At 35.0% G+C, this 25313-nt stretch carries 26 protein-coding genes; 20 read left to right on the top strand and 6 right to left on the bottom strand.

The annotated features are described in order from the left end of the window. Positions 1-4: 4 nt before the first annotated feature. From holB to AC07SW_RS09240, 12 genes are all read left to right on the top strand, one after another. Positions 5-997, top strand: coding sequence for a DNA polymerase III subunit delta' (holB, locus tag AC07SW_RS09295; RefSeq protein WP_119908618.1), 993 nt, complete (start codon positions 5-7; stop codon positions 995-997). A gap of 29 nt (positions 998-1026) precedes the next feature. After that, complete coding sequence (locus AC07SW_RS09290) at positions 1027-1839, top strand: PSP1 domain-containing protein (protein WP_034568164.1); 813 nt, start codon at positions 1027-1029, stop codon at positions 1837-1839. A gap of 63 nt (positions 1840-1902) precedes the next feature. Further along, entirely contained in the window at positions 1903-2247 is a 345-nt protein-coding gene (locus AC07SW_RS09285; RefSeq protein WP_034568165.1) for an initiation-control protein YabA, read from the top strand. A 174-nt stretch (positions 2248-2421) separates the two neighbouring features. Then, positions 2422-2619, top strand: coding sequence for a hypothetical protein (locus AC07SW_RS09280; RefSeq protein ID WP_074401466.1), 198 nt, complete (start codon positions 2422-2424; stop codon positions 2617-2619). Positions 2620-2735: 116 nt separating this feature from the next. Continuing rightward, positions 2736-3176: an Rrf2 family transcriptional regulator gene (locus AC07SW_RS09275; RefSeq protein WP_119908617.1), complete on the top strand. Its 441-nt coding sequence runs from the start codon at positions 2736-2738 to the stop codon at positions 3174-3176. Positions 3177-3271: 95 nt separating this feature from the next. Beyond that, complete coding sequence (locus AC07SW_RS09270; protein ID WP_034568168.1) at positions 3272-3907, top strand: NAD(P)-dependent oxidoreductase; 636 nt, start codon at positions 3272-3274, stop codon at positions 3905-3907. A gap of 130 nt (positions 3908-4037) precedes the next feature. Next, positions 4038-5021: an NAD(P)H-quinone oxidoreductase gene (locus AC07SW_RS09265; protein ID WP_119908615.1), complete on the top strand. Its 984-nt coding sequence runs from the start codon at positions 4038-4040 to the stop codon at positions 5019-5021. A gap of 102 nt (positions 5022-5123) precedes the next feature. After that, positions 5124-5879: a tRNA1(Val) (adenine(37)-N6)-methyltransferase gene (locus tag AC07SW_RS09260; RefSeq protein ID WP_081890669.1), complete on the top strand. Its 756-nt coding sequence runs from the start codon at positions 5124-5126 to the stop codon at positions 5877-5879. After that, positions 5863-6198: a GIY-YIG nuclease family protein gene (locus AC07SW_RS09255; protein ID WP_034568170.1), complete on the top strand. Its 336-nt coding sequence runs from the start codon at positions 5863-5865 to the stop codon at positions 6196-6198. The genes AC07SW_RS09260 and AC07SW_RS09255 overlap by 17 nt, the downstream gene beginning before the upstream one ends. Before the next feature lie 3 nt (positions 6199-6201). Beyond that, the gene (gene rsmI / locus AC07SW_RS09250; RefSeq protein ID WP_174222334.1) at positions 6202-7080 is read left to right on the top strand and encodes a 16S rRNA (cytidine(1402)-2'-O)-methyltransferase; all 879 of its coding nucleotides are present in this window, start codon (positions 6202-6204) and stop codon (positions 7078-7080) included. A 149-nt stretch (positions 7081-7229) separates the two neighbouring features. Next, on the top strand, positions 7230-7655 hold the full coding sequence (locus tag AC07SW_RS09245; RefSeq protein WP_034568171.1) for a GNAT family N-acetyltransferase: 426 nt from the start codon (positions 7230-7232) through the stop codon (positions 7653-7655). A gap of 132 nt (positions 7656-7787) precedes the next feature. After that, positions 7788-9029, top strand: a complete 1242-nt coding sequence (locus tag AC07SW_RS09240; protein WP_034568172.1) for an MFS transporter — start codon at positions 7788-7790, stop codon at positions 9027-9029. Positions 9030-9070: 41 nt separating this feature from the next. Here AC07SW_RS09240 and AC07SW_RS09235 read toward each other — a convergent pair whose 3' ends face one another. Next, the gene (locus tag AC07SW_RS09235; RefSeq protein ID WP_494632724.1) at positions 9071-11782 is read right to left on the bottom strand and encodes a YhgE/Pip family protein; all 2712 of its coding nucleotides are present in this window, start codon (positions 11780-11782) and stop codon (positions 9071-9073) included. Between the two features lie 421 nt (positions 11783-12203). On the opposite strand from AC07SW_RS09235, the gene AC07SW_RS09230 reads away from it, so the two are divergent. Both AC07SW_RS09230 and AC07SW_RS09225 read left to right on the top strand, forming a co-directional pair. After that, positions 12204-13688 carry a glycosyl hydrolase family 18 protein gene (locus AC07SW_RS09230; protein WP_494632722.1) on the top strand — a complete coding sequence of 495 codons (1485 nt, stop codon included), beginning with the start codon at positions 12204-12206 and terminating at the stop codon, positions 13686-13688. Between the two features lie 141 nt (positions 13689-13829). Beyond that, positions 13830-14396, top strand: a complete 567-nt coding sequence (locus AC07SW_RS09225; RefSeq protein ID WP_463684887.1) for a YdeI/OmpD-associated family protein — start codon at positions 13830-13832, stop codon at positions 14394-14396. Between the two features lie 48 nt (positions 14397-14444). Here the strand turns inward: AC07SW_RS09225 and mscL are convergent, their stop codons facing one another. Then, entirely contained in the window at positions 14445-14861 is a 417-nt protein-coding gene (gene mscL / locus AC07SW_RS09220) for a large conductance mechanosensitive channel protein MscL (protein ID WP_034568175.1), read from the bottom strand. 291 nt (positions 14862-15152) lie between these two features. Between mscL and AC07SW_RS09215 the strand changes: the two genes are divergently transcribed. Beyond that, positions 15153-16802, top strand: coding sequence for an ATP-binding protein (locus AC07SW_RS09215; protein WP_238328302.1), 1650 nt, complete (start codon positions 15153-15155; stop codon positions 16800-16802). Then, positions 16799-17518 (top strand): response regulator, encoded by a 720-nt coding sequence (locus tag AC07SW_RS09210; protein ID WP_034568176.1) that lies wholly within the window; start codon positions 16799-16801, stop codon positions 17516-17518. Before AC07SW_RS09215 ends, AC07SW_RS09210 begins: the two co-directional genes overlap by 4 nt. 36 nt (positions 17519-17554) lie before the next feature. On the opposite strand, the gene AC07SW_RS09205 is transcribed toward AC07SW_RS09210, so the two are convergent. Further along, positions 17555-18565, bottom strand: a complete 1011-nt coding sequence (locus AC07SW_RS09205; protein WP_463684884.1) for a 2-hydroxyacid dehydrogenase — start codon at positions 18563-18565, stop codon at positions 17555-17557. A 52-nt stretch (positions 18566-18617) separates the two neighbouring features. Next, positions 18618-19676 carry an AEC family transporter gene (locus tag AC07SW_RS09200; protein ID WP_034568178.1) on the bottom strand — a complete coding sequence of 353 codons (1059 nt, stop codon included), beginning with the start codon at positions 19674-19676 and terminating at the stop codon, positions 18618-18620. Positions 19677-20036: 360 nt separating this feature from the next. Between AC07SW_RS09200 and AC07SW_RS09195 the strand changes: the two genes are divergently transcribed. Next, positions 20037-21125, top strand: a complete 1089-nt coding sequence (locus AC07SW_RS09195; protein WP_463684860.1) for a hypothetical protein — start codon at positions 20037-20039, stop codon at positions 21123-21125. A gap of 64 nt (positions 21126-21189) precedes the next feature. On the opposite strand, the gene AC07SW_RS09190 is transcribed toward AC07SW_RS09195, so the two are convergent. Beyond that, positions 21190-21675 carry a hypothetical protein gene (locus AC07SW_RS09190; RefSeq protein ID WP_135025224.1) on the bottom strand — a complete coding sequence of 162 codons (486 nt, stop codon included), beginning with the start codon at positions 21673-21675 and terminating at the stop codon, positions 21190-21192. Further along, on the bottom strand, positions 21672-21878 hold the full coding sequence (locus AC07SW_RS09185) for a helix-turn-helix transcriptional regulator (protein ID WP_034568181.1): 207 nt from the start codon (positions 21876-21878) through the stop codon (positions 21672-21674). Before AC07SW_RS09185 ends, AC07SW_RS09190 begins: the two co-directional genes overlap by 4 nt. 265 nt (positions 21879-22143) lie before the next feature. Between AC07SW_RS09185 and AC07SW_RS09180 the strand changes: the two genes are divergently transcribed. From AC07SW_RS09180 to AC07SW_RS09170, 3 genes are all read left to right on the top strand, one after another. Then, positions 22144-23064 (top strand): ABC transporter ATP-binding protein, encoded by a 921-nt coding sequence (locus AC07SW_RS09180; RefSeq protein WP_119908609.1) that lies wholly within the window; start codon positions 22144-22146, stop codon positions 23062-23064. Further along, positions 23061-24110 (top strand): ABC transporter permease, encoded by a 1050-nt coding sequence (locus tag AC07SW_RS09175; protein WP_494632721.1) that lies wholly within the window; start codon positions 23061-23063, stop codon positions 24108-24110. The genes AC07SW_RS09180 and AC07SW_RS09175 overlap by 4 nt, the downstream gene beginning before the upstream one ends. A gap of 94 nt (positions 24111-24204) precedes the next feature. Continuing rightward, positions 24205-24984 carry a sulfite exporter TauE/SafE family protein gene (locus AC07SW_RS09170; protein ID WP_119908607.1) on the top strand — a complete coding sequence of 260 codons (780 nt, stop codon included), beginning with the start codon at positions 24205-24207 and terminating at the stop codon, positions 24982-24984. The last annotated feature ends 329 nt before the right edge of the window (positions 24985-25313 follow it).

Below are 25313 nucleotides of genomic sequence, written 5' to 3'. Positions count from 1 at the left end.
CAAAATGGAAGGAACAGAAGAAAAAAAATTAGCGTGGCTTCAACCTGAATTAATGAATCGCTTTAAGCGAAATTTAAAGCATGGAGATCTTCTCCATGCTTACCTTTTTGAAGGAACAACAGGCACGGGTAAAAAAGAAATGGCTATGTGGTTAGCGCAATCACTTTTTTGTCAGGATAAAGTGGATGGTTCTCCTTGTGGGGTTTGTTTAAACTGCAAAAGGGTAGCAGATCATCAACACCCAGATGTGCTTGAAATCGAACCAGATGGCCTATCAATCAAGGTGGATCAAGTAAGAGAATTAAAAACTGAATTCTCTAAAAGTGGTGTAGAAAGCAGACAAAAAGTTTTTATTGTGACGGATGTTGAAAAAATGACCGTTGGAGCTGCTAATAGCTTATTGAAATTTTTAGAAGAACCAGATGGAACAGTTGTTGCATTTTTATTAACAACAGCTAAAAATCGAATTTTGCCCACAATCTTGTCACGATGTCAGCTAGTTCATTTTAGTCCATTGCCAAAGCAAATTTTACTCCAAGAATTGGAAAAATTAGAAATTAGTGAAAAACAAGGGGCTTTGTTGGTTCATTTGACGAATAGTTTGGATTCTGCGGTTGAAATGAATCGCAATGAATGGTTTAATGAAGCTAGGGAAATTATCTGGAAATGGTTTCACCAGATTTCCAAAAATGAGAAACAAGCATTTATTTTTGTACAAACAGATATTATCACCCATTTTAAAGAACGTGAGAACCAACAACTCGCCTTAGACATGTTGTTGCTTGCTTATCGTGATGCGTTAATGTTGTATTATCGCTCAGTTGATTTGTTAGCTTTTCCACAGCATCAAGACGTGTTAAATAGGTTCCAGCAAAAAGTTAATGGAAAAAAATTGACTGAAAGTATTGAAATGATCTTAACAAGTAAGAAAAAACTTGAAAGCAATGTTTCAGCACAAGGAGTTTTTGAACAATTGACGCTTCTTTTAATGGATTAATAGATAATGCTTGGAGTGAGGGACAAGGAATGCAAACAGTAATTGGAGTTAGATTCAAACATGCTGGCACAATTTACTATTTTTCTCCAGGGAAATATGAGTGTCATGTAGGAAATAAAGTAGTTGTAGAAACACAGCATTGTATAGAAATCGGCGTTGTTGTGATTGAAAAAAAAGAAGTGCATGAGGACGATTTAGTGCAACCACTTAAAACAATCAATGGCATTGCTTCTGATAAAGATTTAAAAAAAGAAGAACAAAATAAAGTAGACGCTGAAGCAGCTTTTAGTGTTGCAAATAAAAAGATTTCAGCACATCATTTAGAAATGAAATTAATTAACGTAGAATATACATTTGACCGAAGTAAAATGATTTTTAATTTTAGTGCGGAAGGACGAATTGATTTTCGGGAGCTCGTGAAGGATTTAGCGAGTATTTTTAAAACGAGGATTGAATTGCGCCAAATTGGTGTGCGTGATGAAGCCAAATTGCTTGGTGGAATCGGACCTTGTGGACGGATGCTGTGTTGTTCGACTTTCTTAGGTGATTTTATGCCCGTTTCAATTAAAATGGCAAAAGATCAAAACTTATCATTAAATCCAACGAAAATTTCAGGATTATGTGGTCGTTTGATGTGTTGTTTGAAATATGAAAATGATGAGTATGAATCAGCAAAACGTGAGTTGCCTGATTACGGAAAAAAAGTTCAAACACCAGATGGTGAAGGCACCGTAGTAGGTTTGAATTTATTAAGTCGTATCATCAAGGTACGCTTAAAAGGCCGCGAAACAGCTCTAGAGTATACGTTAGAAGAGTTAAATGGAGCAACTCCTAGTATGTAAAGTAAGTTTCTTTTAAAGGGATCGTAAGTTTATAATTTCATATTAAAGAACGGGTGATAATAAATGGATAAAAGAACTTTATATGATAGCTTTACAAAACTAGAACTTGAGACTGAAGCGACGCTACACCAAATTACAAGTTTAAAAAAAGGGGTAGAAGAGCTAGTAGAAGAAAATGCCGTTTTACGAATTGAAAATCAACATTTGAGAGACCGGCTAGATGATATTGAAAAACAACAACGAATTGATGAGGCAGCTATCGAACCTGAAATGACCAAGTCACGAATGAATTTAGAAAAACTTTATGAAGATGGTTTCCATGTTTGTAATGTTTTCTATGGTTCAAGAAGAGTAGATGATGAGCCTTGTGCGTTTTGTTTGGATGTTATTTATGGAGAACGACGTTAAAATAATCCTGTTTAGATTGTTAAAATAACAAGTCTAAACAGGATTGTTTTATTTTTATTAAGGAATATAAGCTAGTCTTAAAAGAAAAATAATAAGACAATTCTTTTAAGATATGATATATTATAACAAAGATAAAGAAAGCGCTTTTAGATTAAGAGGAAGGGTGAACTACAAATGAATCAAATGACTGTAGCAGAAGTAACTGAATTTTTAAAACGTCAAAAAGAAACAACTACGTTTACCTTTAATATGGTAAATCCAGATAATTTTATGATGGTAATTGAATTGAAAAATAATTCTGATGCCTATGAATTTATTGAAAAAAATACAGAATCTACTTTTGAACTCGTTGGAGCAAATGAATTAATTTAATAGAAAGTGAGGAAGGGGAGCGATTAGCTACTCTTCTTTTTATTTTTTTGAGTAAATGGGTTGACATTTTATTCTTTTGTAACTATAATGGTTACATATAGAGAGGAAGGGTTGTTATGAGTATTTCGACAAAATTTCCTGTAGCTGTCCATGTGTTATCGATTCTCTCTTTAAATCGACAAGCAACAATCTACTCGGATTATATTGCTGCAAGTGTCAATACAAATCCAGTTGTTATCAGACGTATTGTAGGGTTACTCAAAAAAGCAGGTTTAGTTGATTCCGCTCCTGGTATGGGAGGCATTACTCTATTGAAGGAACCGCAAGAGATTACATTGTATGATATTTACAATGCCGTAAGCGTCAAAGACAAACAATTGTTTAGCTTGCATCAAGATACAAACCCAGAGTGTGTCGTTGGAAAAAATATTCAGCAATCACTTGTTGGAGTGATGAGAACAGCCGAGGAAGCGATGGAAGATGAGCTTAAGAAAACCACATTGGCAGATACGATTAACGAGATTACCGTTTTAGAGGCTCGTTCTTTAGTGAAGTAACGTTAGAAATAGGTTGAATGTAATGTTCATCCTTTCATTTTTAGTTAAATTGTAACTGTTTCGGTTACAAAAAAAACAATTAGGAGGAATTTATGATGAAAATTGGTATTATTGGAGCAAGTGGAAAAGCAGGACAAATGATTACAGATGAAGCAGTGGCAAAAGGTCATACAGTAACGGCCATTGTAAGAGATGCAAAAAAAGTAACTAATAAAGATGTCGCTGTTTTGGAGCGTGATTTATTTGATTTAACTTTTGAGGATATTGCAGATTTTGATATTTTAGTAGATGCCTTTAATGCACCCCATGGACATGAAGAGTTACACAAAACAAGCTTAGCACATTTAGTAACGCTATTAAAAAGCCATAAAGCTCCTCGTTTAATGGTTGTGGGTGGTGCAGGAAGTCTTTATGTTGATCCAGAAATGAAGGTACGCGTAATGGATACACCCGATTTTCCAGATGCATTTAAACCAACTGCAAGTAATATGGGTGAAGCTTTCGACCAATTAAAAGCAACAAATGATGTTACTTGGACGTATATTAGTCCATCAGCAATGTTCTTACCAGATGGCGCTAAAACTGGTGAGTATGTGATTGGAAAAGATCATCTATTAGTAAATGCTGCAGGTTCAAGTGAAATTAGTTATGCTGATTTTGCAACAGCATTGGTTGACGAAGCAGAAGCAGGTAAACATATTAATGAACGCTTTACCGTTGGATCTAAATAATTTTAATTGGCTACTACTCATTTCATAGAGTAGTAGTTTTTTATTTGAATTTAACAGCGCAACTCTTTAGAAAGTTGAATCATCTATGTTACAATAATCCTACGATCACAAGAGAAAGTAGGGGAAATAGATGAAAGCAATTAGTATGAAAAAACCAGGGAGTTCTAAGGAATTAGTGTTAAAAGATAGTGGAATTCCAATTCCGAAACAAGGGGAATTGTTAGTAAAGGTAGAAACAGCTGCCGTTAACCGGACAGATATTGTGACAAGAGAAAACCAAAATTTCAAAGAACCCTATCCAATTTTTGGAGTAGAAATTGCAGGTACAGTAGTTGAAAATCAGAGCACGTTTACGGAATTTCCAAAAGGGACAAGGGTTTGTGGTTTGGTGAATCGTGGAGGGTACGCAGAGTATGCAGTATTGCCAGCAGATCGCGCCATTCTAATTCCAGAACATCTTGATTTTACACAGGCAGCAGGTGTTCCAGAAGTCTTTTTAACAGCATATCAAACCTTGTATTGGTTAGGTGATTTACAAGAAGGTCAAACGGTGTTGATTCATGCAGGTGCTAGTGGTGTCGGCACGGCAGCGATTCAATTAGCAAAACAATTAACAAAAGCAACCGTAATTGTAACAGCAGGTTCTGTAGACAAGTTAGCATTTTGTGAAGAACTTGGAGCGGATGTTGTGATTAATTATAAAACAGAAGACTTTTCTGAACGCGTTATGGAAGTAACGAATCAAGCGGGTGTGGATGTGATCCTTGATTTTATTGGTGCGTCCTATGTAGAAAAAAATCTAAAAAGTATTAAAGTAGATGGTCATTGGGTTCTGATTGGCACTCTGGGTGGTTCTGTGGTGGAAGAATTTGATTTAAGAAGTTTGATGGCAAAACGGATTACGTTGGTGGGAACGTTGTTAACACCTCGAAGTGATGCTTACAAGGCAAAATTAACGCATGAAATGATGGATAAAACCTTGCCTTATTTTGAATCAGGGGCGATTAAACCGATTATTGATTGTGTTTTTCCACTTGAAAAGGCAGCAGCGGCACATGATTATATGGAAGCTAATAAAAATATTGGGAAAATCATTTTAAAAGTAACGGAATAAAAGGAAGGCGTTAGAAAGGGGAATTCACCTTTTTCTAACGTTTTTTGTATCTTTTTTATGTTATAATAAATGACGATTATACTAGTGAAGGAAGTGGCTTATTTGACACAATGGTTAAAAGACGATGAACGGATGGATCGCTTAGTTCGAGCTAATTTAGATATTATTCAAAGCCCATCTGTTTTTTCCTACTCATTGGATGCCGTTTTGCTAGCGCATTTTGCAAATGTTCCACAAGGAAATCGCAGCCAAATCGTGGATCTATGTGCTGGAAATGGTGCGGTAGGGCTGCTTCTTAGTGAGAAAACCAAAAGTAAAATTACCGGAATTGAACTTCAACCACGTCTAGCAGATATGGCAGAACGAAGTATTCAGCTAAATCAGCTATCGGATCAAGTCCGTGTGATTGAAGGGAATTTAAGTGAGGCGACAAAATGGATTGAAAAGGATTCGGTAGATGTTGTCACTTGTAATCCACCGTATTTTTCATCTCCAGTCACCAGTAAAAAAAATCCCAATCCACACTTGGCAATTGCAAGACATGAAATCCATACAAATTTAAATGAAGTGATGTCAGTGACCAGTGGCTTATTAAAAATGAACGGCAAAGCTTATTTTGTTCACAGACCAGATCGTTTGATTGAAATTTTAGAAGCCATGAAGGCCAATCGTTTAGCGCCAAAAAGAATGCAGTTGGTTTATCCAAAAGTGAATAAAGAAGCCAATATTTTGTTGATTGAAGGCATTAAAGATGGGAAAGAGACAGGCTTTCGCGTGATGCCACCATTATTTGTGTACGGTGAAGATAATGAGTATTTACCAGAAATTAGAGGGATTTTATATGGCGATAAAGACTAGTTATTTCTATGTACTCCTTTGTCAGGATGGTACGTTTTATGGTGGGTATACAACGGATTTGAAACGACGTGAAAAAGAGCATAATGATGGTGTCGGTGCAAAATATACAAAGCCTTCGTACCGACGGCCTTTGAAAATGATTTACGCTGCTGGCTTTCCATCAAGAAGTGAAGCAACGAAGGCAGAGTATGCCTTTAAAAAACAAACGAAGGCTAAAAAAATAGCTTTTTTAAAACAGGCAGGAATTGAATTTCCAATTAAAAAAACACAAGTATGTATTGTTGACCTAAGCCAAGCAGAGAATGAAAAGGAGGGATAGCGCATGATTTCAAGTCAAAAAAGTTTTCAAGATGAAACAAAAGGAATTCTATACTTAATCCCAACCCCAATTGGCAATTTAGAAGATATGACGCTGCGAGGCATTCGGTTGTTAAAAGAAGTCGATTTAATTGCTTCAGAAGATACGAGAAATACGCAAAAATTACTCAATCATTTTGAAATTACGACGCCGCAAATCAGTTTTCATGAACACAATACTCAAGAGCGTATTGGTCAATTAACGGAAAAATTGTTAGCCGGAACAAGCATTGCACAAGTGAGTGATGCAGGAATGCCTTCCATTAGTGATCCGGGTCATGAATTGGTGGTTGCTTGTATCGAATTAGCCATTCCAGTGGTACCATTACCGGGAGCGAACGCTGGTTTAACTGCCTTAATCGCTTCTGGATTAGCACCGCAACCTTTTTATTTTTATGGGTTTTTACCGCGGAAAAAGAAAGAACAAATCCAAGAATTGACAAAGCTAAATCAGCATCAAGAAACGGTTATCTTATACGAATCTCCCCATCGTTTAAAAGAAGTGTTGAAAAATATGATAGAAGTTTTTGGGCCAACGCGTAAAATTGTGTGTTGTCGAGAGTTGACGAAAAAATTTGAAGAGTTCTTGCGAGGTACTTTAGAAGAGGCTTACCAGTGGGCGACTGATTCAGAAGTTCGTGGAGAATTTTGTCTGATTTTAGAAGGCAATCATGAGGGAACTTATCATGAGGAAATACGTGATTGGGAAAATTTGAGTTTGAAAGAGCATGTTGAAAAAGTCATGGACGAACAAGAATTGCCAAGTAAAAAAGCCATTAAAGAAGTGGCGTTGTTGAGAGAATTGAAAAAGCAAGAGGTGTATAGCGCTTATCATGAGCTGTAAAAGGTATTGCAATTTAGCGAAAAGGATGATATGCTGAAATCCAATATCGGAGGGTACACGTTGTGCTGGACAAGATGGTTAACGAAAGTTAATTTTCTTGTCCAGTTTTTTTGTGTTCAGATATAAATTTAATGATGGAGTGAAGCAAAATGGAAATCAAACAGGTAGATTATACACAAAATAGCCAACAATTGTTGAAGAAATTAGATGATTACACAAAAGTGAAAGTCCCTGATTTAACAGGTTATGAAAGTCAAAAAATCAGTTTTTCTATTGAAGAAGCAGGAGAAGTGCTAGGTGGCATCGTGGGTGAAATTCATTGGAATTATTTACGGATTGAATTGTTTTATGTTGCTGAGAATACAAGAGGAAAAGGAGTAGGTAAGCAATTACTGGAGCATGTGGAGCAGTTGGCTAAAGAAGCAAAATGTCAGTTGATCGTATTAGAAACAATGAGTTTCAATGCCCCAGGTTTTTATTTAAAAAATGGGTATCAAGAAATTGGAAAAATCGAAGAACACCCATTACCGGCAGAAGCACATTATTTTATGATGAAAAGAATTGCTGTTAGCTAAAAATGAAGGTGGATAAAAAAATTGTGACGAAATGCAAAAAAGCTATTGTACTTTTCCTCAGTTATCCGTATAATAAGTCTAACGTAAAATAATGAATGGCAGAGATCATTCGTTTTAGGAGGAAAAGTGAATATGATAAGTAAAACGGCACAAGGCAAAACAGCAATGTCAGGCTACCAAAAAAGGGTATTGGCTTCGTCAGCAGCAGGATTAGGGTTAGAAAGTATGGACATCATGTTCTTATCTTTCGCATTAACATCAATCATTGCAGATTTAAATGTTAACGGCGCAGCAGCAGGCTTGATTTCTTCCATTACAAATGTGGGAATGCTTTTAGGTGGCGTTATTTTTGGCGTCTTAGCAGATAAATATGGACGAATTAAAATTTTTACCTATACGATTTTAATTTTCGCACTGGCAACAGGAGCGATGTATTTTGCAAGCAATATTTACTTGGTTTACCTCTTCCGTTTTTTAGCAGGAATTGGTGCTGGTGGAGAATATGGAATTGGAATGGCAATTGTCGCTGAAGCATTTCCGAAAGAAAAATTAGGGAAAATGACTTCGATTGTTGCAGTTGCAGGACAAATGGGTGCGATACTAGCTGCCATTATTGCGGCGATCATTATTCCGCTATTTGGTTGGCACGCATTATTTTTATTCGGACTTTTACCGGTAGTCATGACCTTTTTTATCCGCAATCATTTAGATGAAAGTGAAGAGTGGAAAAAAAGTCAAGCAGACACCGAAAATAAACCCAATGTTTCGTTAACAGAACTTTTTAAAACGCCTAAGTTGGCGCGTCAAACGATTTCTCTAATGATGATGGCGATTATCCAAATCGCTGGATACTTTGGTTTAATGAACTGGTTGCCTTCCATCGTTCAAAAGAATTTAGGGTTGTCCGTTTCGGGATCGTCTTTATGGATGATTTCCACCATAGTAGGTATGAGCTTAGGTATGTTATTGTTTGGGAAAATATTAGATACATTAGGTGCTCGCTTGGCATATAGTGTGTTCTTATTAGCTTCAGCAGCTTCAGTTTTTATCTTCGTTTATGCTTCAAATCAATGGACTATGCTGATTGGCGGAGCCATTGTCGGATTTTTTGCTAATGGAATGTTTGCAGGTTATGGCGCTATTGTGAGCCGCTTATATCCAACCTCCATTCGTTCTACGGCAAATAACGTTATTATTAATACAGGGCGTGCTGTTGGTGGGTTTTCATCAGTAGTGATTGGGTTCTTATTAGATCAATACAATTTATTAGTCGTGATGGGTTTCCTATCAATTTTGTACTTAATCAGCTTTTTGATTATGTTGAGTGTGAGTGGATTAAAGCGTGAAAATTATTTAAATCCTGATTTTAAATAGAAAAAAGTTCCTGATATTGAATTCAATATCAGGAACTTTTTTTAATGGAAAAATTTACTCTCATTAACGGCTGCATGCAATCGTTTAACGTAGACGCTAATATAAGGTTGGAAAATAATTCCAAAGATGCCAATGACTAACCCAAACATCAACAGGACGGTAATGTACGTCCAAGCATTTGCCCAGTAAATACCACCAACAGGTTCTCGTAAGAGGTTAACCGCGTAAGTAAAGGGAAGTAAGGGATTAATCATTTGGAAAAATTTCCCGGATAATTCAATTGGGAAGTTTCCGCCACCTCCTGAAATCGAGAGGACAAGTAAGATAATTCCCACACCTTTTCCGAGATTTCCAAAGACAGCAGCGAGAATGTATAAAATCGACATAAAGACGAGACCAACAAAGATGGTCATCAAAACAAACCAGCCTTTTTCAGCAGTATAGGTGTGTAGCAAGTAGAGATTGCCTAAAGCAACAATCAACGCTTGGAAAAAGCCAACGGATAGGAAGCTTAACATACGTGCTGAATATTGTTCTCTTTTTGAAAAGCGCTTTTTATCTTTATCCGACAGGACAAATTCTGTACTAGCAATATTTGAAAAAAGTAAGCCTCCCACCCATAGACAAAGAGCTGTATAGAAAGGCGCACTAGCCGATCCATAATTAGGAATTGGATAGAAAGAATGTTGTTTCATCTGAACAGGTTTGGATAAGAAATCACTTTCTGCATTTGCATCAGCCTTGAGTAGCTTGATGATTTCGCCTAAATCAACATTTTGTTGCTGTTCTTTTACAACGGTAGCTGCTTTTTCAATTCCTACGCGAATAGAAGGCCAATCGTTTGTAATAAGTTCGCTAGCTGCGTTTAAGGCTGTTTCAACATCAGGGAATTTCTCGTTAACCATTGAAAGTGTTTTAGTTAAATCACTTTCAACCCCGGGCAAATCATTTTGGATAAAGGCGGTGGCCTTGTTTAAATGCTCTTTGATGCCTGGGAAATCATTTTTATAAAAATCAGCACCCTTGTTAATGCCACCGATAATTAAATCCATATTGCCATTTAAAATCGTGTTTGCATCATGAATTTCTTGTTTTAAAGCAGGTAGTTCTTGTTGGTATTTTTGTAAATAAGCAATGGCATTTGTAATCGTACCAGAGGTACTCGTTAGCAGGCCATCGATATTTGGAATTTCTGTATTTGCAGAGTTTAATACATTGCCTGCGTTATCTAAAGCATCGCTTAATTGTGTTATTAAGCGGTCTACTTTGTCACTAATTCCTGCATTTTCAACGACTGAAACAGCATTGATAAAGGCGTCAGCCGAATTGCTGATTTCAGTTAATTGCTGTTTGATTTGTTCGGTTGTTAAGGTATCAATGGTATCATAGAGTTTTTGTACTTTCTGTTGGAGTGATTGGAGCGCCGTTTGGACTTTTTTTAGGTCTTCAATAACTGGCGCTAAATCTTGATTGCCAGCTGCGGTTTGCAATTGTGTTAAATTATCAATCAAATTGCCAATTAAAGCATTTGCTGACGTTAAGTTTTCACTTAGGCGATTTAAAATTTGTTTGATAGTGGCTTTATCTTCAGGGGTTAATTCTGCTTTGTCAATAAAAGTTTGTAAGGAAGAGACAACCTCTTTAACCGTTGAAGCAATATTCGTTATGACATTCAGTCCAGAATCAATCGCCGTTTTAATTGCCGCAAAAGCTTGTTTTAGCTTAGGTAAAATTTCCTTTACAGTAGAGACCATACCACTTGCCTGCTCACCTAATTTAGTGACGTCAGGTAGAATTTTTTGAACATCAGAAATAATGCTTAAAGCACCATTAGCTTCAGTAATACCTTCATTTAAAGTATTGGCGATTCCGTCAAAATCTTGATCGATTTTTGCAAGTTGGGTTCCAGCATTTTGAATTTCTGGAATTTTTGTTTGAAGGGTTAAAATTAGTTCGCCAGTTCGATCAAATTGAGGAAGCAACTGATTGACCTCAACAACCTTTTGGATAACTTGGTTAATTTCCGGTAAATAATCAATAAACTCATTTGCTTTAGCCAATTTGTCCTTCATTTCTGGCATTTTTCCTTGAAGATCAACCACTTCTTTTGTGTAGCCGTCTATTGTGTCTAAGTTATTATTTAAATCGAGAACAAGATTTGAAATTTTTGTAATAGCTGGCAAATTATTATCTAAGTCAATACCAATGGCGTTAAACTCAGAGACCACTGTTTTACTGACGGTCGAAACAAACTCTTGAGAAATAGTTTCTTGCAAGGTGGAAGCGCCTTTATCAGTTATTTTAGGAGCAATCGCATTGATTTTTTCATTGACGCTGTAATCAATGGTTGGTTTTTTGATATCCCCCTTAACAAAACTTAATAAATCAGCAGAAAAAGTTTTTGGAATGTAGATTCCAGCATAAAATTTTCCGCTTTTTACCCCTTTATCTAGCTCTTTTTTTGAGTCTACAAATTCCCAACCTAAATTGTGATTGTCGTGAAGGGAGGCAATTAATTTATCTCCAATATTGATTTTTGTGTCTTTAATCGAAGCGGTTTTATCTGCACTATAAACGGCAATTTTTAATTCACTCGTATTGCTATACGGATCCCATAGAGCCGCAATGTTAAACCATGCGTAGAGTGAGGGGATAATAATCATGGCAACAATTAAAAGAAAGGCAAAGGGATTTTTAAAAATACGTTGCCAATCTAAACGATACAGTTCAAAGACATTTTTAAAGTGCTTCATAAGTAGTAAGTCTCCTTTTGGTTGTTTTATATGTAGATAAAAATAGTACTAGTAGAGAGTATTTATTTATAAATTAGTTATTTTATCTTCAATAAGTATACCTTAAAAACAATCATTTGAATAAGGATTTCCTCTTTTTTATAAAATAGAAAAAAGTATGAGAGTATTTTTTAATTAATAAAAAAAGATCTAAAATAAAAAAGTACAGACATGAGAATTGGTCTATATATTAATGAAGGATATATTAATTAGAAGCTGAAATGATAATTACTCTGGTTGTAAATTGGTATATAAATCCAATTGGAATATATCTTAAAATATTAATATAATTTTGACTTAAATTTTGACATTTTATTTTTTTTATTATAACATGGTTGTTGAAAGCGCTTTTAAAAATAAAAGTTGATAAGGAGTTTTGATAATGAAAAAGGGAAACTTGTTTAAAAAAGGGTTAATTTTAGGAGTAACAGCATGTTCTTTATTTTTAGTTCAACAATTAAAGGTAAATGCGGCAGATGATGCTTCAGTCATGCCAAGTATTGAAAATAAACAGATTTTAATGGGATTTTGGCATAACTGGCAAGCCAATCCTAATGATGGATATAAACGTGGTTCTTCAGCAGAAATTGCATTGAGAAATACACCAGACGCATATAATGTTGTTGCAGTAGCCTTTATGAAAGGGGAAGGAATTCCAACTTTTAAACCTTACAAAGGAACAGATGCAGAATTTCGCCAGCAAGTCGGAGAACTAAATAAAGCAGGCAAACCGGTTTTGATTTCATTAGGTGGAGCGGATGCTCATGTGCAATTAAAAAATGGCGATGAAACAGCATTTGCGAATGAACTGATTCGTTTAGTCGAAACCTATGGCTTTGATGGAATTGATATCGATTTAGAACAAGCAGCCATTACAGCTGGAGATAACAAAACGGTTATTCCTAAAGCTCTAAAAATCGTGAAAGCACATTACAAAGCTCAAAATCAAAACTTTATTATTAGCATGGCACCAGAATTCCCTTATTTAAAACCTGGAAATGCGTATGAATCTTATTTAACTTCATTAAAAGATGAGTATGATTTTATCGCACCACAATTGTACAACCAAGGTGGAGATGGTGTTTGGGTAGATGAAATCAGCAAATGGGTAACACAAAATGATGATGCTTATAAATATGAATTTCTTTATTATATGGCAGATTCTTTAATTCATGGGACACGAGGCTTCTTACAAATTCCAGCTTCAAAATTAGCAATCGGTTTACCAGCTAATAATGATGCAGGGGCATCAGGCTATGTTAAAGATCCACAAGTGGTGTATAACGTCTTTGATCAATTAAAAAAAGACGGCAATCCTATTAAAGGGCTGATGACTTGGTCGATTAACTGGGATTTAGGCAAGGATGTCAATGGCGTTGCTTACAATCAAGGATTTTCAAAAGCGTATGATACATTGATTAACGGTGGTGGAGGTGTGGCAGATACGGAAAAGCCATCAGCTCCAACGAATGTGAAAGCGAGTAATATAACCGCTAACCAAGTTCAGTTGGATTGGACAGCATCAACAGACAATATTGGTGTGACAGGCTATCAGATTCTACGCGATGGCGTCGTAGTTGGAACTGCAAAGGGTACAACGTACAGCGATAGCGGTTTAAAACCAGCTACTAGTTACAGCTATCAAATCAAAGCAACAGACCGTGCTGGAAATGTTTCATTAGGAAGTGCATCACTTGCTGTAAAAACGATAGAAGGGCCTGAAGTTCCAAGTAATGAATGGGATGCAACCAAAACCTATGTCGCAGGGGATAAAGTTACCTACAAAGGAAAAGGCTACCAAGCGCAATGGTGGACTAAAGGAGAAGAGCCAGGTTTAGCTACTTCAATTGTTTGGAAAGCGATTTAAAGCATTTTTTAATAAAGAAGAGACTTGATGTTTTTTTCAAGTCTCTTTTTTTAGTTAGATAGAGCTAAAACAGATGTATAGAGTTCAGTTATTATGATAAACTTAAAGGAAAGAATAATTTTAAGTACGAAAGGTAAGAGGATGAAAATAGATAACATACTCAAAGTTACAAGTAGACGGGAATTACGTGATTGGCTGATAACTAATTGTGAAACAGCTAAGTATTGTTGGATAACGGTAAGTATTCAACCTGAAGTCAATAAACTTCTCTATTTAGATGCTGTAGAAGAAGCGTTGTGTTTTGGGTGGATTGATGGAATAAAAAAGAAATTAGATGGACAACTAGTTCAACGATTAAGTCCAAGATCAACCAAAAGCAATTGGACAGAATTAAATAAAGAACGCGTTCGAAGATTAGAGAAACAAGGATTGATGACTGATTTTGGTGCAAAAGTACTTCCAAACATGGAGCCGTCTTCTTTTATAATAGATGAACAAATCCTTCAACGCTTAAAAGAAGACTTAGAAGTTTATAAAAATTTCACAGCCTTTCCTGAGTTATATCAAAGAATTCGTATCGATACAATCCAAAGTAATAAAAAAGAAACGGAATTATTTGAGAAAAGGTTAGACAAATTGATTGATCATACAAAATTGAATAAGCTGTATGGCTCTTGGCACGATGACGGGAGATTACTGGACTACTAAACTAAAACAAGGTTTGCTTCAATTGATTCAATTAAAGCAAACCTTGTTTTAGTTAGTGTGATTGTTTTTAGCTTGGAGAGCCAATAAATCGCGAATTTCTTTCAAATATTCTTCAGAAGCTTCAATTGTAGGTTCTTCGGTTGTTTCTTCAGTAGGTTTTTTGAATTTAGTTGTTAAAGTGTTGATTGCTTTAATAAAGATAAAAATAGCAAATGCAATAATAACAAAATCAATAATTGATTGTAAAAATGCGCCGTATTTTAATTCAGCAGTTCCAACTTTGACCATTAAACCAGAAACGTCATGACCACCTAAGATAATTCCAATTAAGGGTGTGATGATATTTTTAACCAGTGAAGTTACAATGGCGCTAAAAGCACCCCCAATAACAACCCCAACAGCTAAGTCAAGTACATTTCCACGTAGAGCAAATTCTTTAAATTCATTCATAAAATTTTTAAACATAACAGAGACCTCCTTATTTAAGATAGTGTATTCAATAACAGTATATAGAAAAGTGGCTTAAAATAAAAGAGAAACGTTTATGTAGAATAAACTTTTAAGATAAGATGCTGGGATCAAAATTTCGGGAAAACATTCAACTAATTTATGAAAACGAACTTCATTTATTATAGAAGCATTATGTTGATAGTTATTTTAAAATAACAACATAATAATTCGTAGTTCAATGAGTTGCTAATTATCAGACAATTCGTTACTATTGTTAAGAAGAATGCGTAGAGTAGGTGGTATTCAATGGGGAAAAAACAGCGAAAAGAGTCAATGATTAAATATCGAAATAGCCGTAAGCTCTCATTGCAAAGTACGATTATTTTTGTAGTCGTGTGTGCAACGGTTGTATCATTAATTGTATCGGCTATCCTAATTCGCAATTACGTTGTCGAAAAAGAATATGCGAATACGAAAGAAAAGATTGCAACCGTAGCGAATCTGGTTGCTGCAAATACAGAGGTTCAAGGTGGTATTACGGGAACCGTTTCTAACAATACATTACAAGACTTTTCATTAGAAGTGTCAAAAATGACCAATGTTGATTTTGTAGTTGTTCTAAATAAAGACTTGATTCGGCTTTCTCATCCCGATGCAACAGTAATCGGACAACCCTTTTCAAACTTAGCAGATGCAAAAAAAACACTGTCGGGTAAGGGACATTATTCTGTCCAAGAGGGTGTTTTAGGAGATGGGATTCGTTACTTTAGCCCCGTGAAAAACGATCAAGGAGAGGTAATTGGTGTCGTTTGCGTAGGATTGACACTTGCAACAGTGAATAAAGAAGTGGAAGCAGCTCAAAGTAAGATTCTAATTGGCTTATTGTTAGGATTGATTGTAGGCGTTGTAGGCGCAATCTTCTTAGCTCAAAAAGTAAAATTAATCTTATTCGGTTTAGAACCAAGTGAAATTGCAACTCGTTTAGGTGAAAAAGAAATTATTGAAGACGAGGTTAGTGAAGGAATTGTAGCGATTGATGCCTATAAAAACGTAATGCTAGTGAATCGTGAAGCTACCCAGATGTTCAAAAAAATGAACCTTCAAATGGATGTTGCTGTAAATCAGCCACTAGAAGAACACTTATACACTGTTTTATTTGAAGAAATTTTTAATACTCATGTAAAAATAAAAGATCAAGTTCTTTATTTAAATGGTTTAGAAGTGATTGCAAGTATTGCGCCGATGTTTATTGAGGGTAATTTTTATGGAGCAGTGGCCACCTTTAGAGATCAGTCAGAAATGCAACATATGATTCATGAGCTTAGCGGAACGCAACAATATATTGATTCATTACGAGCACAAACCCATGAATTTATGAATAAGATGCATGTAATCTTAGGCTTAATTGAATTACAAAAATATGAGGAAGTAACCGGGTTTATTCAACAGTTAAGCTATGACTACCAAGAAGAAGTTGGATTTGTAACAGAAAAAATCAAAGTCCCTGCAGTAGCAGGCTTTATCCTTGGGAAAATCAACGAGGCAAAAGAGCAAGATGTAGATATTGTGCTAGCCGAAGCCTCTTACTTACCAGAACTTAAAATGGGCAACAGTATTCATATTTTATTGCAAATTTTAGGGAATCTTCTCGATAACGCTAAAGAGGCTATGATAAACCAAGAGTTAAAAACGGTAGAACTTTTATTGAATTATGATTTAGAAGGAGAAATTTTTATTATTCAAGTAACCGATACAGGTGTTGGTATTCCACTTGAAATAAAAGAAAAGATGTTTAAAAGAGGCTTTTCAACAAAAGGCGAGCATCGTGGTTTCGGCTTAAATCTCATTCAAAAAATTGTGACGAATCATCAAGGATTTATTGAAGTAACGACAAATGAACCACAAGGAACACGTTTTTATATTGAATTACCGTATGAAATGGGGGAAGAAGAGTGACCAAAGTCTTAATAATTGAAGATGATCCGATGGTAGCGATGTTGAATCAGCAATACATTCAACAGCTTTCGGCAGTTGAAATCGTTGGAAATGTCCGAAACGTTGCAGATGCTAGAGTGATTCTTGATCATGAAACGGTTGATTTGTTGCTATTAGATGTTTACTTGCCGGGGATGACAGGCATTGAGTTTTTAGCAGAACTGCATGAAACAAAAAAAGAACTATCTGTTATCCTAATCACGGCTGCAAATGATGTGGCTACGGTTAAAGAAGCGATATATTATGGTGTGGTGGATTATTTAATCAAGCCATTTACTTTTGAACGCTTTAAAGTAGCCTTTACTAAATACTTGGAGCTAAATAAGGTGTTTCAAGAAGATGAAAAAACCAATCAAACGCGTTTAGATAAATTTTTCAATGTAGGTCAGCTTTCAGAGCAACGAGCTACACAAGCACACGAAGACCTACCCAAAGGATTGTCTAAATTAACATTGAAAAAAATTCAAGCTCAAATTAATCAAGAAAAAATTCATTTTTCAACGGAATCACTTGCTAGTAAAGTTGGATTATCTAGAATATCTACCAAAAAATACCTCGCTTTTTTAGCTGAAATTGGCTACCTGACAGAGGAAATGGAATACCGTGAAGTAGGGCGCCCTATCACGCTTTATAAGAAAAATAAAGACCAACAACAAGTCATTGAAAAATATTTATAAAAAAAACGACTCTTTCAATTTGAAAGAGTCGTTTTTTTAAGCCATTGTTGGCAAGGGAACATTGTTTTCAGTTTGTCCTGTTGTTAAAATATCGTTGAAGTTATCAAAACTTTTTTCAATCATGTTTGATAAAGCTTCGTCTGTATTTGAACCGATATGAGGAGTTACAAGAACACGAGGATACATATCGACTAAACGTTGAACAGTTGGACTTGGAAGTGGTTCCCAAGGAGCGAATTCTTTAAAGAATAAGTCTTTTTCATTAGCAAAGACGTCTGTTCCAAAACCGGCTAATTCATTTGCTTCAAGTGCTGCTAAAATGGCATCGTCATCTTGCAATTCACCTCGAGCAGTGTTGATTAAAATGGCATCATTTTTCATTTTTCCTAAAAAGTCTGCATTGATCATTTTATCATTTTTTCCAGGGAAGTAAGGAACGTGCATGCTGACAACGTCACTTTCTGCTAATAAAGTATCTAAATCTTTAAATTCAAGAACTTCTTTTGCAGCATCACTTTCAAAGACATCGTAACCAATTACTTTAGCGCCTAAGCCTTTGAATAATTTTGCTTCAGTTAAACCAATTTTACCCGTTCCGATAATTCCAACGGTACAATTACGAATTTCACGACTAAACATTTCGCTATCAACGATAAAGTTTTTGTTGGCTGTTCTCATGGTAGCGTAAGCGGTGTGGCGTAATAACATCATTGCTAAAGTCAATGAAAGTTCAGCGATTGCATTTGGTGAATAAGAAGGGACACGAGCTACTTCCATATTGTATTCACTAGCTGCTTCTAAATCGATATGATTAAAGCCAACAGTTCTAGTGAATAAATATTTCACACCATATTGGGCCATTTTTTCAATGTTTTGACGATCAGCAACACAGTTTCCACGTAGTAACACAGCTTCGTGATGTTCAGCAGTTTCAATATTGTCATGTGTTAATAAGTCTTCAATCAACGTTAAGTTGAAGTTGTATTTGTTTAAGTTATTGAAGAAAGCTACTTCATTTGGGCGTACTCCGTAACAAGCGATTTGAATAGTCATGATAAATTCCTCCGTTAATTTTTATTTAAAGTTGTTTTAATAAGGTTTAAAATAAGCCAGTTTTACTGATTACTTCTAAAATAACAATCCAGATAGGTGTCATTACAACAGCCGTAACAGTGGAAATTAGAGAAGCATTTGAGGCAAGTAAGGCATCTTTGTCAAAGCTAATGGCATAAGCAGCAGCAACCGTTGCAGTTGGTGTAGCCATCATAATTACGATAGTAGCAAGAGCTTCGTAGCTTACTGGTAAAATATGAGTGACAGTTAATAGAGCTAGTAATACGATGTTAATTGCAGGGACTAAGATTACTTTGACAACACTGTAGTACCAAGAAGTTTTATCAGAAGCAGCTTTTTTGAAACTTACTTCGCCAAGAGTTGAACCAATTGATAACCAAGCAAGAGGTGAAGCAAGTCCAGCAAGATAAGTCATAGGTTTGAATAACCATAATGCAGTTTGGTCGATACGTAGGAACGCAACTTGATGAGCAGCTCCACCATCAATACCAGCAACAGTTACTTGTGGCAAGTAACCTTGGAAAATCCAGATGAAAAGTCCAGCGAATGTAGCGATAACGATTGGGTTTAAGAACATTGTTTTAATATTTTTAAGTTCCATTTTTAAGCCACTCATTTTAATGTAGCCATATGAATAAAGGAAGATACGGTAACCAATGTTAAAGATTGAACTGAACATCACACCAACTGGTCCATAGATTGCACTTACGATAGGTGTTCCAAAGAATGTTGTAGAGCCGAAAATAGTTAAAACACGTAAAGTATCTTGTTTATCTCCTTTGTAGCTAAGGAAAAATGGTTTTGAAACAAAAATCAAAATAATGTAGATTGCAATTCCCCAAATCAAAACGTTCATACCTTGTTTTAATGTGTCAGGATCAATATCTTGCATAAAAGCGTTAAAAGCTAAGGCAGGAAGGGCAACGGTTAAAACGACTTTAGAAAGTAATTTCCCAACTTCTGCTGAAAAAATTCCTTTCTTTCTGCAAAAGAAGCCAAGCATAATGATAAAGACAGTTGAAGTGATAGCACTAATAATATTCATATCGGTTAAAGTAGTTTTGATAATTTCACCAAGGTTCATTTTTTGTTCCTCCAAATTTATAATGTATTTTTAATCACAAACGATTTTGTTATAATTTCAATTGCTTCAAACACGGCCATGTCCTTTGAACACTCTTATCATACTGCGAGTATGTGAAATAGTGAACAATATGTAATTAAGTTAAACTTATGTAACTTATGTAAGTGAAACAAATCACAAACGAACTGATTTTTTGGTATAGAAACTGATTTATCAGAATTTTTATTAACTTTTAGTTGAGCATAATAGAACGAATTAGTAAGATTTTTTTAATATTAAGGGATATTGGATGGGTTGCGAAGTTAAATAAGGTATAATAAAAGTATAAAAAGAATGATGTTATGGGAGGAGACGATAAAAATGAAACAAGTAAAAAATAAAGTAAGTGTTGTGTTGGTAATGGTTATGAGTATTTTTGTATTAGCGGCTTGTAACAATGGCAGCGGAGAAGCTACCACATCTAAGAACGATCAGTATGATACAGCGATGCGCGAGGGACAATTAGCAATTAGTAATAAAGACTATACTGAGGCGGAAAAATCATTTGAAAAAGCCTTAAGTTACAAAGAAAAAGATACAAAATCAACAACCTTCTTAGATCAGACTAAAAATTATGTTAAAGCAGAAAGTGATTTTAAAGCTGAAAAATTAGATCAAGCTAAAACCGAGGCAACGAATGTAGTGAACGAGAAAAAAGGTTCAAAAGATTTAATCAAAGCTGGAGAAAGCCTATTAGCTAAAATAGAAGCTACAACGAATAAAGAGGTCTATCAAGCTTTGTACGATACAAGTAAGAAACAATTTGATGCAGGTAAATTAGACGATGCAGCTGGAACCATTGATGAGTTGTTAGCAAAAGATTTAACTGCAGCTAACTTTAAATCATTAAAACAAGAAGCAGAAGTACTAAAAGTGAAAATCAATCAAGCGCAAGCAGCGTTAGTTAAAGAACAACAGCAACAACAAGTTACAACGAGCTCAAAATATAAAACAGAACGCAATTCTGAACTTGCTGCAACTGAATTTAAAAAAGCAACTGGAAAAGACATCAAACAGGCAACGGATGATGAGATTGCTGCTTGGTTAGCGCAAAAATCAGACAGCGAAAAAGCTACCACTGGAACGATTGACTCTTCTAGCTCGTCAGATAGCAGTGCCGCAAGTAGTGACAGCTCTGCTGCTACAAACCCAGATAGTGAAAAAATAAAAATTATTACAGCAGTATCAGGTTTGACTGGCTATTCGTATACAGATAATCAATACTATGTAACCAAAGAAAATGCTGATTTGTTCCAAGTTGAAATCAGACATGCTCATACCGTAGATGGAACTGAAATTTCAAATATGGTTGGAATGTTCCAATACACGCCTTCAACTGGAGGTTTAGAAAAAATGGATCCAATTACTGGTGAATATGGTCCTTTCAAGAAAGACAATACAGGTGTTTAATTAAATGCATAAAAAAACAACGGATACAAAAGTGTTAAAGACTTTTGTGTCCGTTGTTTTTTGTTTAGAGCTCTAATAATTGGCGTTCCATTTTTTTAACCCCATGTTGATAGACTATTTTTAATAGGAAATACATTAGAAAAGGTGCGGCAACAATCATTGGGAAGAGTAGAATTGCCAAGACTAACGAATCAATCTTTAAAATAAAGAGCAAATCTAGACCTAAGCCTAAACAGGTGATGGGCAGAACAAGTAGCGTAAAAATAGCAGATACGATTGGTGGCACGATGGCTTGTTTGGCCAAATAAAAACAAATATAAGCATTCGCTATACAAATGGGTAACACAAATAGCTGAAAATAAGTGAGGGGAACAGTGTAACCCCAATGGGTTTTTAAAGTATCTAATAGAATGGAACCTATGATAGCAGTCAGTAGTAATCCCGTGAAACTAATTTCTAAAGCTTTTAGGTATTCTTTTGACTCTCGTTCATCAAGTGCTTCATCTTCCTTCTTATTGAAACCTTTAATCAATAATTGTACGAATGTCATATTTTATCGGACTCCTTCCAAAATAAAGCATCTAATTTTTGTTCCAAAGCGTAACAAATGGCTAAACAAAGGTGTAAAGAGGGATTGTATTTTCCCAATTCAATCAAGCCAATTGTTTGCCTAGTAGCTCCTACAAGTTGAGCTAGTTCTTGTTGTGAAAGATCTTTGTCAATTCGTGCTTGTTTTAAATTTAAATTTTTCATCTACTTCCAACTTTCTAATCATAAAAAAACAAATAGTATTTATAGTTAAAGTATACAACAACTTCAATATAAAGCAATATATATATTGCTTTATTGTTTTCAAATCTTAAGATAAAATTAGCAAAAAACAATAAAAATAAAGAAACTATCTTTGTTATTATAAAATAGGTCTTAAGCAGTAGACAAAGTTCCAACTAGAGATTGTTATGTATGAGTTAGAAGTTTGTTATACTTAAAATATCATGAAAAGAATGGAGGAGGAGCTATGGAAGAAAAAGTTTTGGTTGCAAATGGTTTAACAAAGCGAGTTGGAAATAAGGTTATTGTTGAAAATGTTGATATCACAGTTCAAAAAGGTGAAATTGTTGGGTTATTAGGACCGAATGGAGCAGGTAAAACCACGATTATCAGAATGTTGACAGGCTTAATTAGTCGCAATAAGGGGACTGTTGAAATTGCATCGAATGATTTAGATAAAGAGTTTAACAAGTGTATGGAAAATATTGGAGCAATTATTGAGAACCCAGAATTTTATAAATATTTATCTGGATGGGAAAATTTAAAACAATTTGCACGAATGAGTCCACGGAGAATAACTGATGAGGTGTTGATGGAAGTTGTGACGAGAGTTCGTTTGACGGAAGCTATTCATCAAAAAGTAAAGACATATTCTTTAGGTATGCGTCAACGTTTAGGAATCGCCCAAGCGATTCTACATCAACCAGCTCTTTTAATTTTAGACGAGCCGTTAAATGGTTTAGATCCTAAAGGAATGTATGATTTTAGGAAACTAATTGAAGAAATCGCTAAGGAAGGAACGAGTATCTTGATTTCCAGTCATCTTCTATCAGAGATGGAATTGCTTGCCGATCGAATTATGATTATTGAACGTGGGAAAGTAACCCATATCGAAAATTTAGCTGAAACGACTTCAAGCAATGGTCGCGTTCAAGTAACCATTGAAACGCCTCAACAAGCCCAATTGCAAAGAGAAATTGCGTTAATGGGATTGTCCATTGTCCAAACAGCTGGAGACACCTTGACAATTGAAATTGAAAGAGATCAAATTCCCGCATTGATTGAGCATGGTGTTCAAGTTGGGATATCTTTCTACGGCATCACACCACATAAGGCGAATCTTGAAGAGCGATTTTTAGAACTCACTAAAGGAGGCAGCTTAAAATGATAAATTTGGTTGTGAATGAAACGAGAAAATTGATCTTTAGAAAATCATTTTATGTATACCTTGCTTTAATCTTCGTGTTAACTTTAGCTGCTGGAAGTTTACAAGTTTATTTTTCTCAACAATCAGCAGAATATACAGTTGAAGAAAATGGGAAATCTGTAACAAAAACACTGAAAAAAGATGAACCACTTTTTACTTTTGATGACGAGGGAAAACCAGTTACCAACCTAGAAGATGCGATGTTACTTAGTCGTGATCGCTATTTAATAGCGTCTAAAAAAGAGAAGCTGGAGTATCCGGAAGAGCTAAAAAGTGCTAAAAATGAACTTGCTTATTATGAGAAATACTATGAAAGTGGTGTCACTCCTATTACATCAAATAATGGTGGGCAATCAGCAGGATCTTTCTTTGCAAGCTTGGCAGGTGTGTTAAGTATTGTGAATATGGTTGTAGTAATCGTTGCAAGTATTTCAGTTGCATCTGAATTCAGTGATGGAACAATTAAATTACTATTGATTCGTCCATTTAAACGCAGTCAGATTTTACTATCTAAATTTATTGTCTGTTTGTTATTTGGAGCATTCGTCACATTGTTTACGATGCTTAGCGCAGGAATTGTAGGATTGATTTTATTCCCAGTACAATCATTTATGTTGCCGGCCTCAGCAAGTTTAGGAGCTGTCTCTGCAATAAAAGCAGCTGGGATGTTGGCTGCTACAAACTATCTACTAATTGTTTTTTATAGTGCAATTTCATTAATGATTTCAGCTGTTTTCCGTTCACAAGCATTAGCTGTTGGAATTGGAATGTTAACGGTCTTTGCTAGTTCAATCATTAATGGAATGTTAATGATTGCTATTCCAAAATGGCCTATTTTAAAATGGAGTATTTTTAATCTATTAAATGTAAATACTTTCTCACAAGGTGGCGTGATGCCAGGAGAATTAAGTTTGATGCAAACTAGTATTGCATTACTAGGATATAGTTTAGTCATTTATCTAGCAACGACATTTATTTTTAAGAAAAGAGATATTGCATTGACTTAAGAAAATAAGTAGAATTTTATTTTTAATTACTGAATAATAGAAGGAAAAATGATAGGATAATAAATAAGAGTGTTTGATGAAGGAGAGGTTAAACATGACGGGACTTATTTATTTTCTTATCATTATTTTTGCGAATACGATAGGAGCTATTTCAGGTATGGGTGGCGGTGTAATTATTAAGCCACTGTTAGATGCAATTGGTGCTCATAGTTTAAGTGCTATTTCGTTTTATTCAAGTATTGCTGTTTTTACAATGGCAATTGTCTCGACTATTAAGCAACTAAATAATGGCATTAAGGTTCAGCTTATTCCTGTACTTACTTTATCGATAGGCTCAGTTATAGGTGGATTTTTAGGTAATGAATTGTTTGAGGGAGCTTTGCGTTTATTTGGTGGAGAAGTACGTGTTCAATGGTTGCAGATTTTAGTAACAATCGCATCTTTACTTTTTGCACTGCTTTATACTAAAAAAAAATGGAAACCACTTGCCTTTCAGTCAGTACTTGTTTATCTTTTGGTAGGCGCGTTTTTAGGTGGATTATCAACTTTTTTAGGTATTGGCGGTGGTCCAATAAATGTAGCTATATTGATGCTTTTCTTTGGATTAGATATTAAGGATGCCACTGTGTACTCGATTATTACGATTTTCTTTTCACAGCTTGCTAAATTAGGCATTATTGGTATTTCTGGAAGATATAGTCACTATGATTTAACGATGTTGTATTGGATTATCCCTGCAGCGATTGTAGGTGGTTTTATGGGGGCTAAATTAAGTGGACTATTTTCTGAACAAGTTGTCTTAAAAATCTATCAAGTTGTTGTTATTTTTGTGATTATATTGAATGGGATAAACGGGATAATGTTGTTAAAGTGAACAAATTTAAAACCAACAAATAAATAGGTTATTTTTTCTATTTTAATAAATATTATTATAGTTGTTTTTTGCATAAGATGGAAATATCTAATGAGTAATAAATTGAAATGGAATTCCATTTTTATGATTCATGTGTATTGTTTGTTATTCTAATTGTTTATAAGATAGTTGATATGAAAAAAAGCAATCTGAGGATGTAAGTTCCACATCAGATTGCTTTTTTTTCATTTTAATTTGAAGAGCACTGGGAATACTTAAATGAAAAAACATGTCAAAAAAGAGATAGTTGTTATTTTTTTTTGAATAATTGAAATGTTTTTCTTCTCTTT

Source organism: Carnobacterium sp. GW821-FHT04C06, assembly GCF_059420345.1.
Note: the sequence above shows the minus strand (reverse complement) of the source record. Positions and strands in the feature narration are given on the sequence as shown.

Coding starts and splice junctions, on each gene's coding strand:
- AC07SW_RS09225 (WP_463684887.1), top strand. CDS start 13,830: ATGAAAATAGATAACATACTCAAAGTTACAAGTAGACGGGAATTACGT.
- AC07SW_RS09245 (WP_034568171.1), top strand. CDS start 7,230: ATGGAAATCAAACAGGTAGATTATACACAAAATAGCCAACAATTGTTG.
- AC07SW_RS09265 (WP_119908615.1), top strand. CDS start 4,038: ATGAAAGCAATTAGTATGAAAAAACCAGGGAGTTCTAAGGAATTAGTG.
- AC07SW_RS09170 (WP_119908607.1), top strand. CDS start 24,205: ATGACGGGACTTATTTATTTTCTTATCATTATTTTTGCGAATACGATA.
- AC07SW_RS09215 (WP_238328302.1), top strand. CDS start 15,153: ATGGGGAAAAAACAGCGAAAAGAGTCAATGATTAAATATCGAAATAGC.
- AC07SW_RS09190 (WP_135025224.1), bottom strand. CDS start 21,675: ATGACATTCGTACAATTATTGATTAAAGGTTTCAATAAGAAGGAAGAT.
- AC07SW_RS09290 (WP_034568164.1), top strand. CDS start 1,027: ATGCAAACAGTAATTGGAGTTAGATTCAAACATGCTGGCACAATTTAC.
- AC07SW_RS09280 (WP_074401466.1), top strand. CDS start 2,422: ATGAATCAAATGACTGTAGCAGAAGTAACTGAATTTTTAAAACGTCAA.
- AC07SW_RS09285 (WP_034568165.1), top strand. CDS start 1,903: ATGGATAAAAGAACTTTATATGATAGCTTTACAAAACTAGAACTTGAG.
- AC07SW_RS09255 (WP_034568170.1), top strand. CDS start 5,863: ATGGCGATAAAGACTAGTTATTTCTATGTACTCCTTTGTCAGGATGGT.
- AC07SW_RS09230 (WP_494632722.1), top strand. CDS start 12,204: ATGAAAAAGGGAAACTTGTTTAAAAAAGGGTTAATTTTAGGAGTAACA.
- AC07SW_RS09185 (WP_034568181.1), bottom strand. CDS start 21,878: ATGAAAAATTTAAATTTAAAACAAGCACGAATTGACAAAGATCTTTCA.
- AC07SW_RS09180 (WP_119908609.1), top strand. CDS start 22,144: ATGGAAGAAAAAGTTTTGGTTGCAAATGGTTTAACAAAGCGAGTTGGA.
- AC07SW_RS09270 (WP_034568168.1), top strand. CDS start 3,272: ATGAAAATTGGTATTATTGGAGCAAGTGGAAAAGCAGGACAAATGATT.
- AC07SW_RS09175 (WP_494632721.1), top strand. CDS start 23,061: ATGATAAATTTGGTTGTGAATGAAACGAGAAAATTGATCTTTAGAAAA.
- AC07SW_RS09200 (WP_034568178.1), bottom strand. CDS start 19,676: ATGAACCTTGGTGAAATTATCAAAACTACTTTAACCGATATGAATATT.
- AC07SW_RS09240 (WP_034568172.1), top strand. CDS start 7,788: ATGATAAGTAAAACGGCACAAGGCAAAACAGCAATGTCAGGCTACCAA.
- rsmI (WP_174222334.1), top strand. CDS start 6,202: ATGATTTCAAGTCAAAAAAGTTTTCAAGATGAAACAAAAGGAATTCTA.
- AC07SW_RS09195 (WP_463684860.1), top strand. CDS start 20,037: ATGAAACAAGTAAAAAATAAAGTAAGTGTTGTGTTGGTAATGGTTATG.
- AC07SW_RS09275 (WP_119908617.1), top strand. CDS start 2,736: ATGAGTATTTCGACAAAATTTCCTGTAGCTGTCCATGTGTTATCGATT.
- AC07SW_RS09235 (WP_494632724.1), bottom strand. CDS start 11,782: ATGAAGCACTTTAAAAATGTCTTTGAACTGTATCGTTTAGATTGGCAA.
- mscL (WP_034568175.1), bottom strand. CDS start 14,861: ATGTTTAAAAATTTTATGAATGAATTTAAAGAATTTGCTCTACGTGGA.
- holB (WP_119908618.1), top strand. CDS start 5: ATGGAAGGAACAGAAGAAAAAAAATTAGCGTGGCTTCAACCTGAATTA.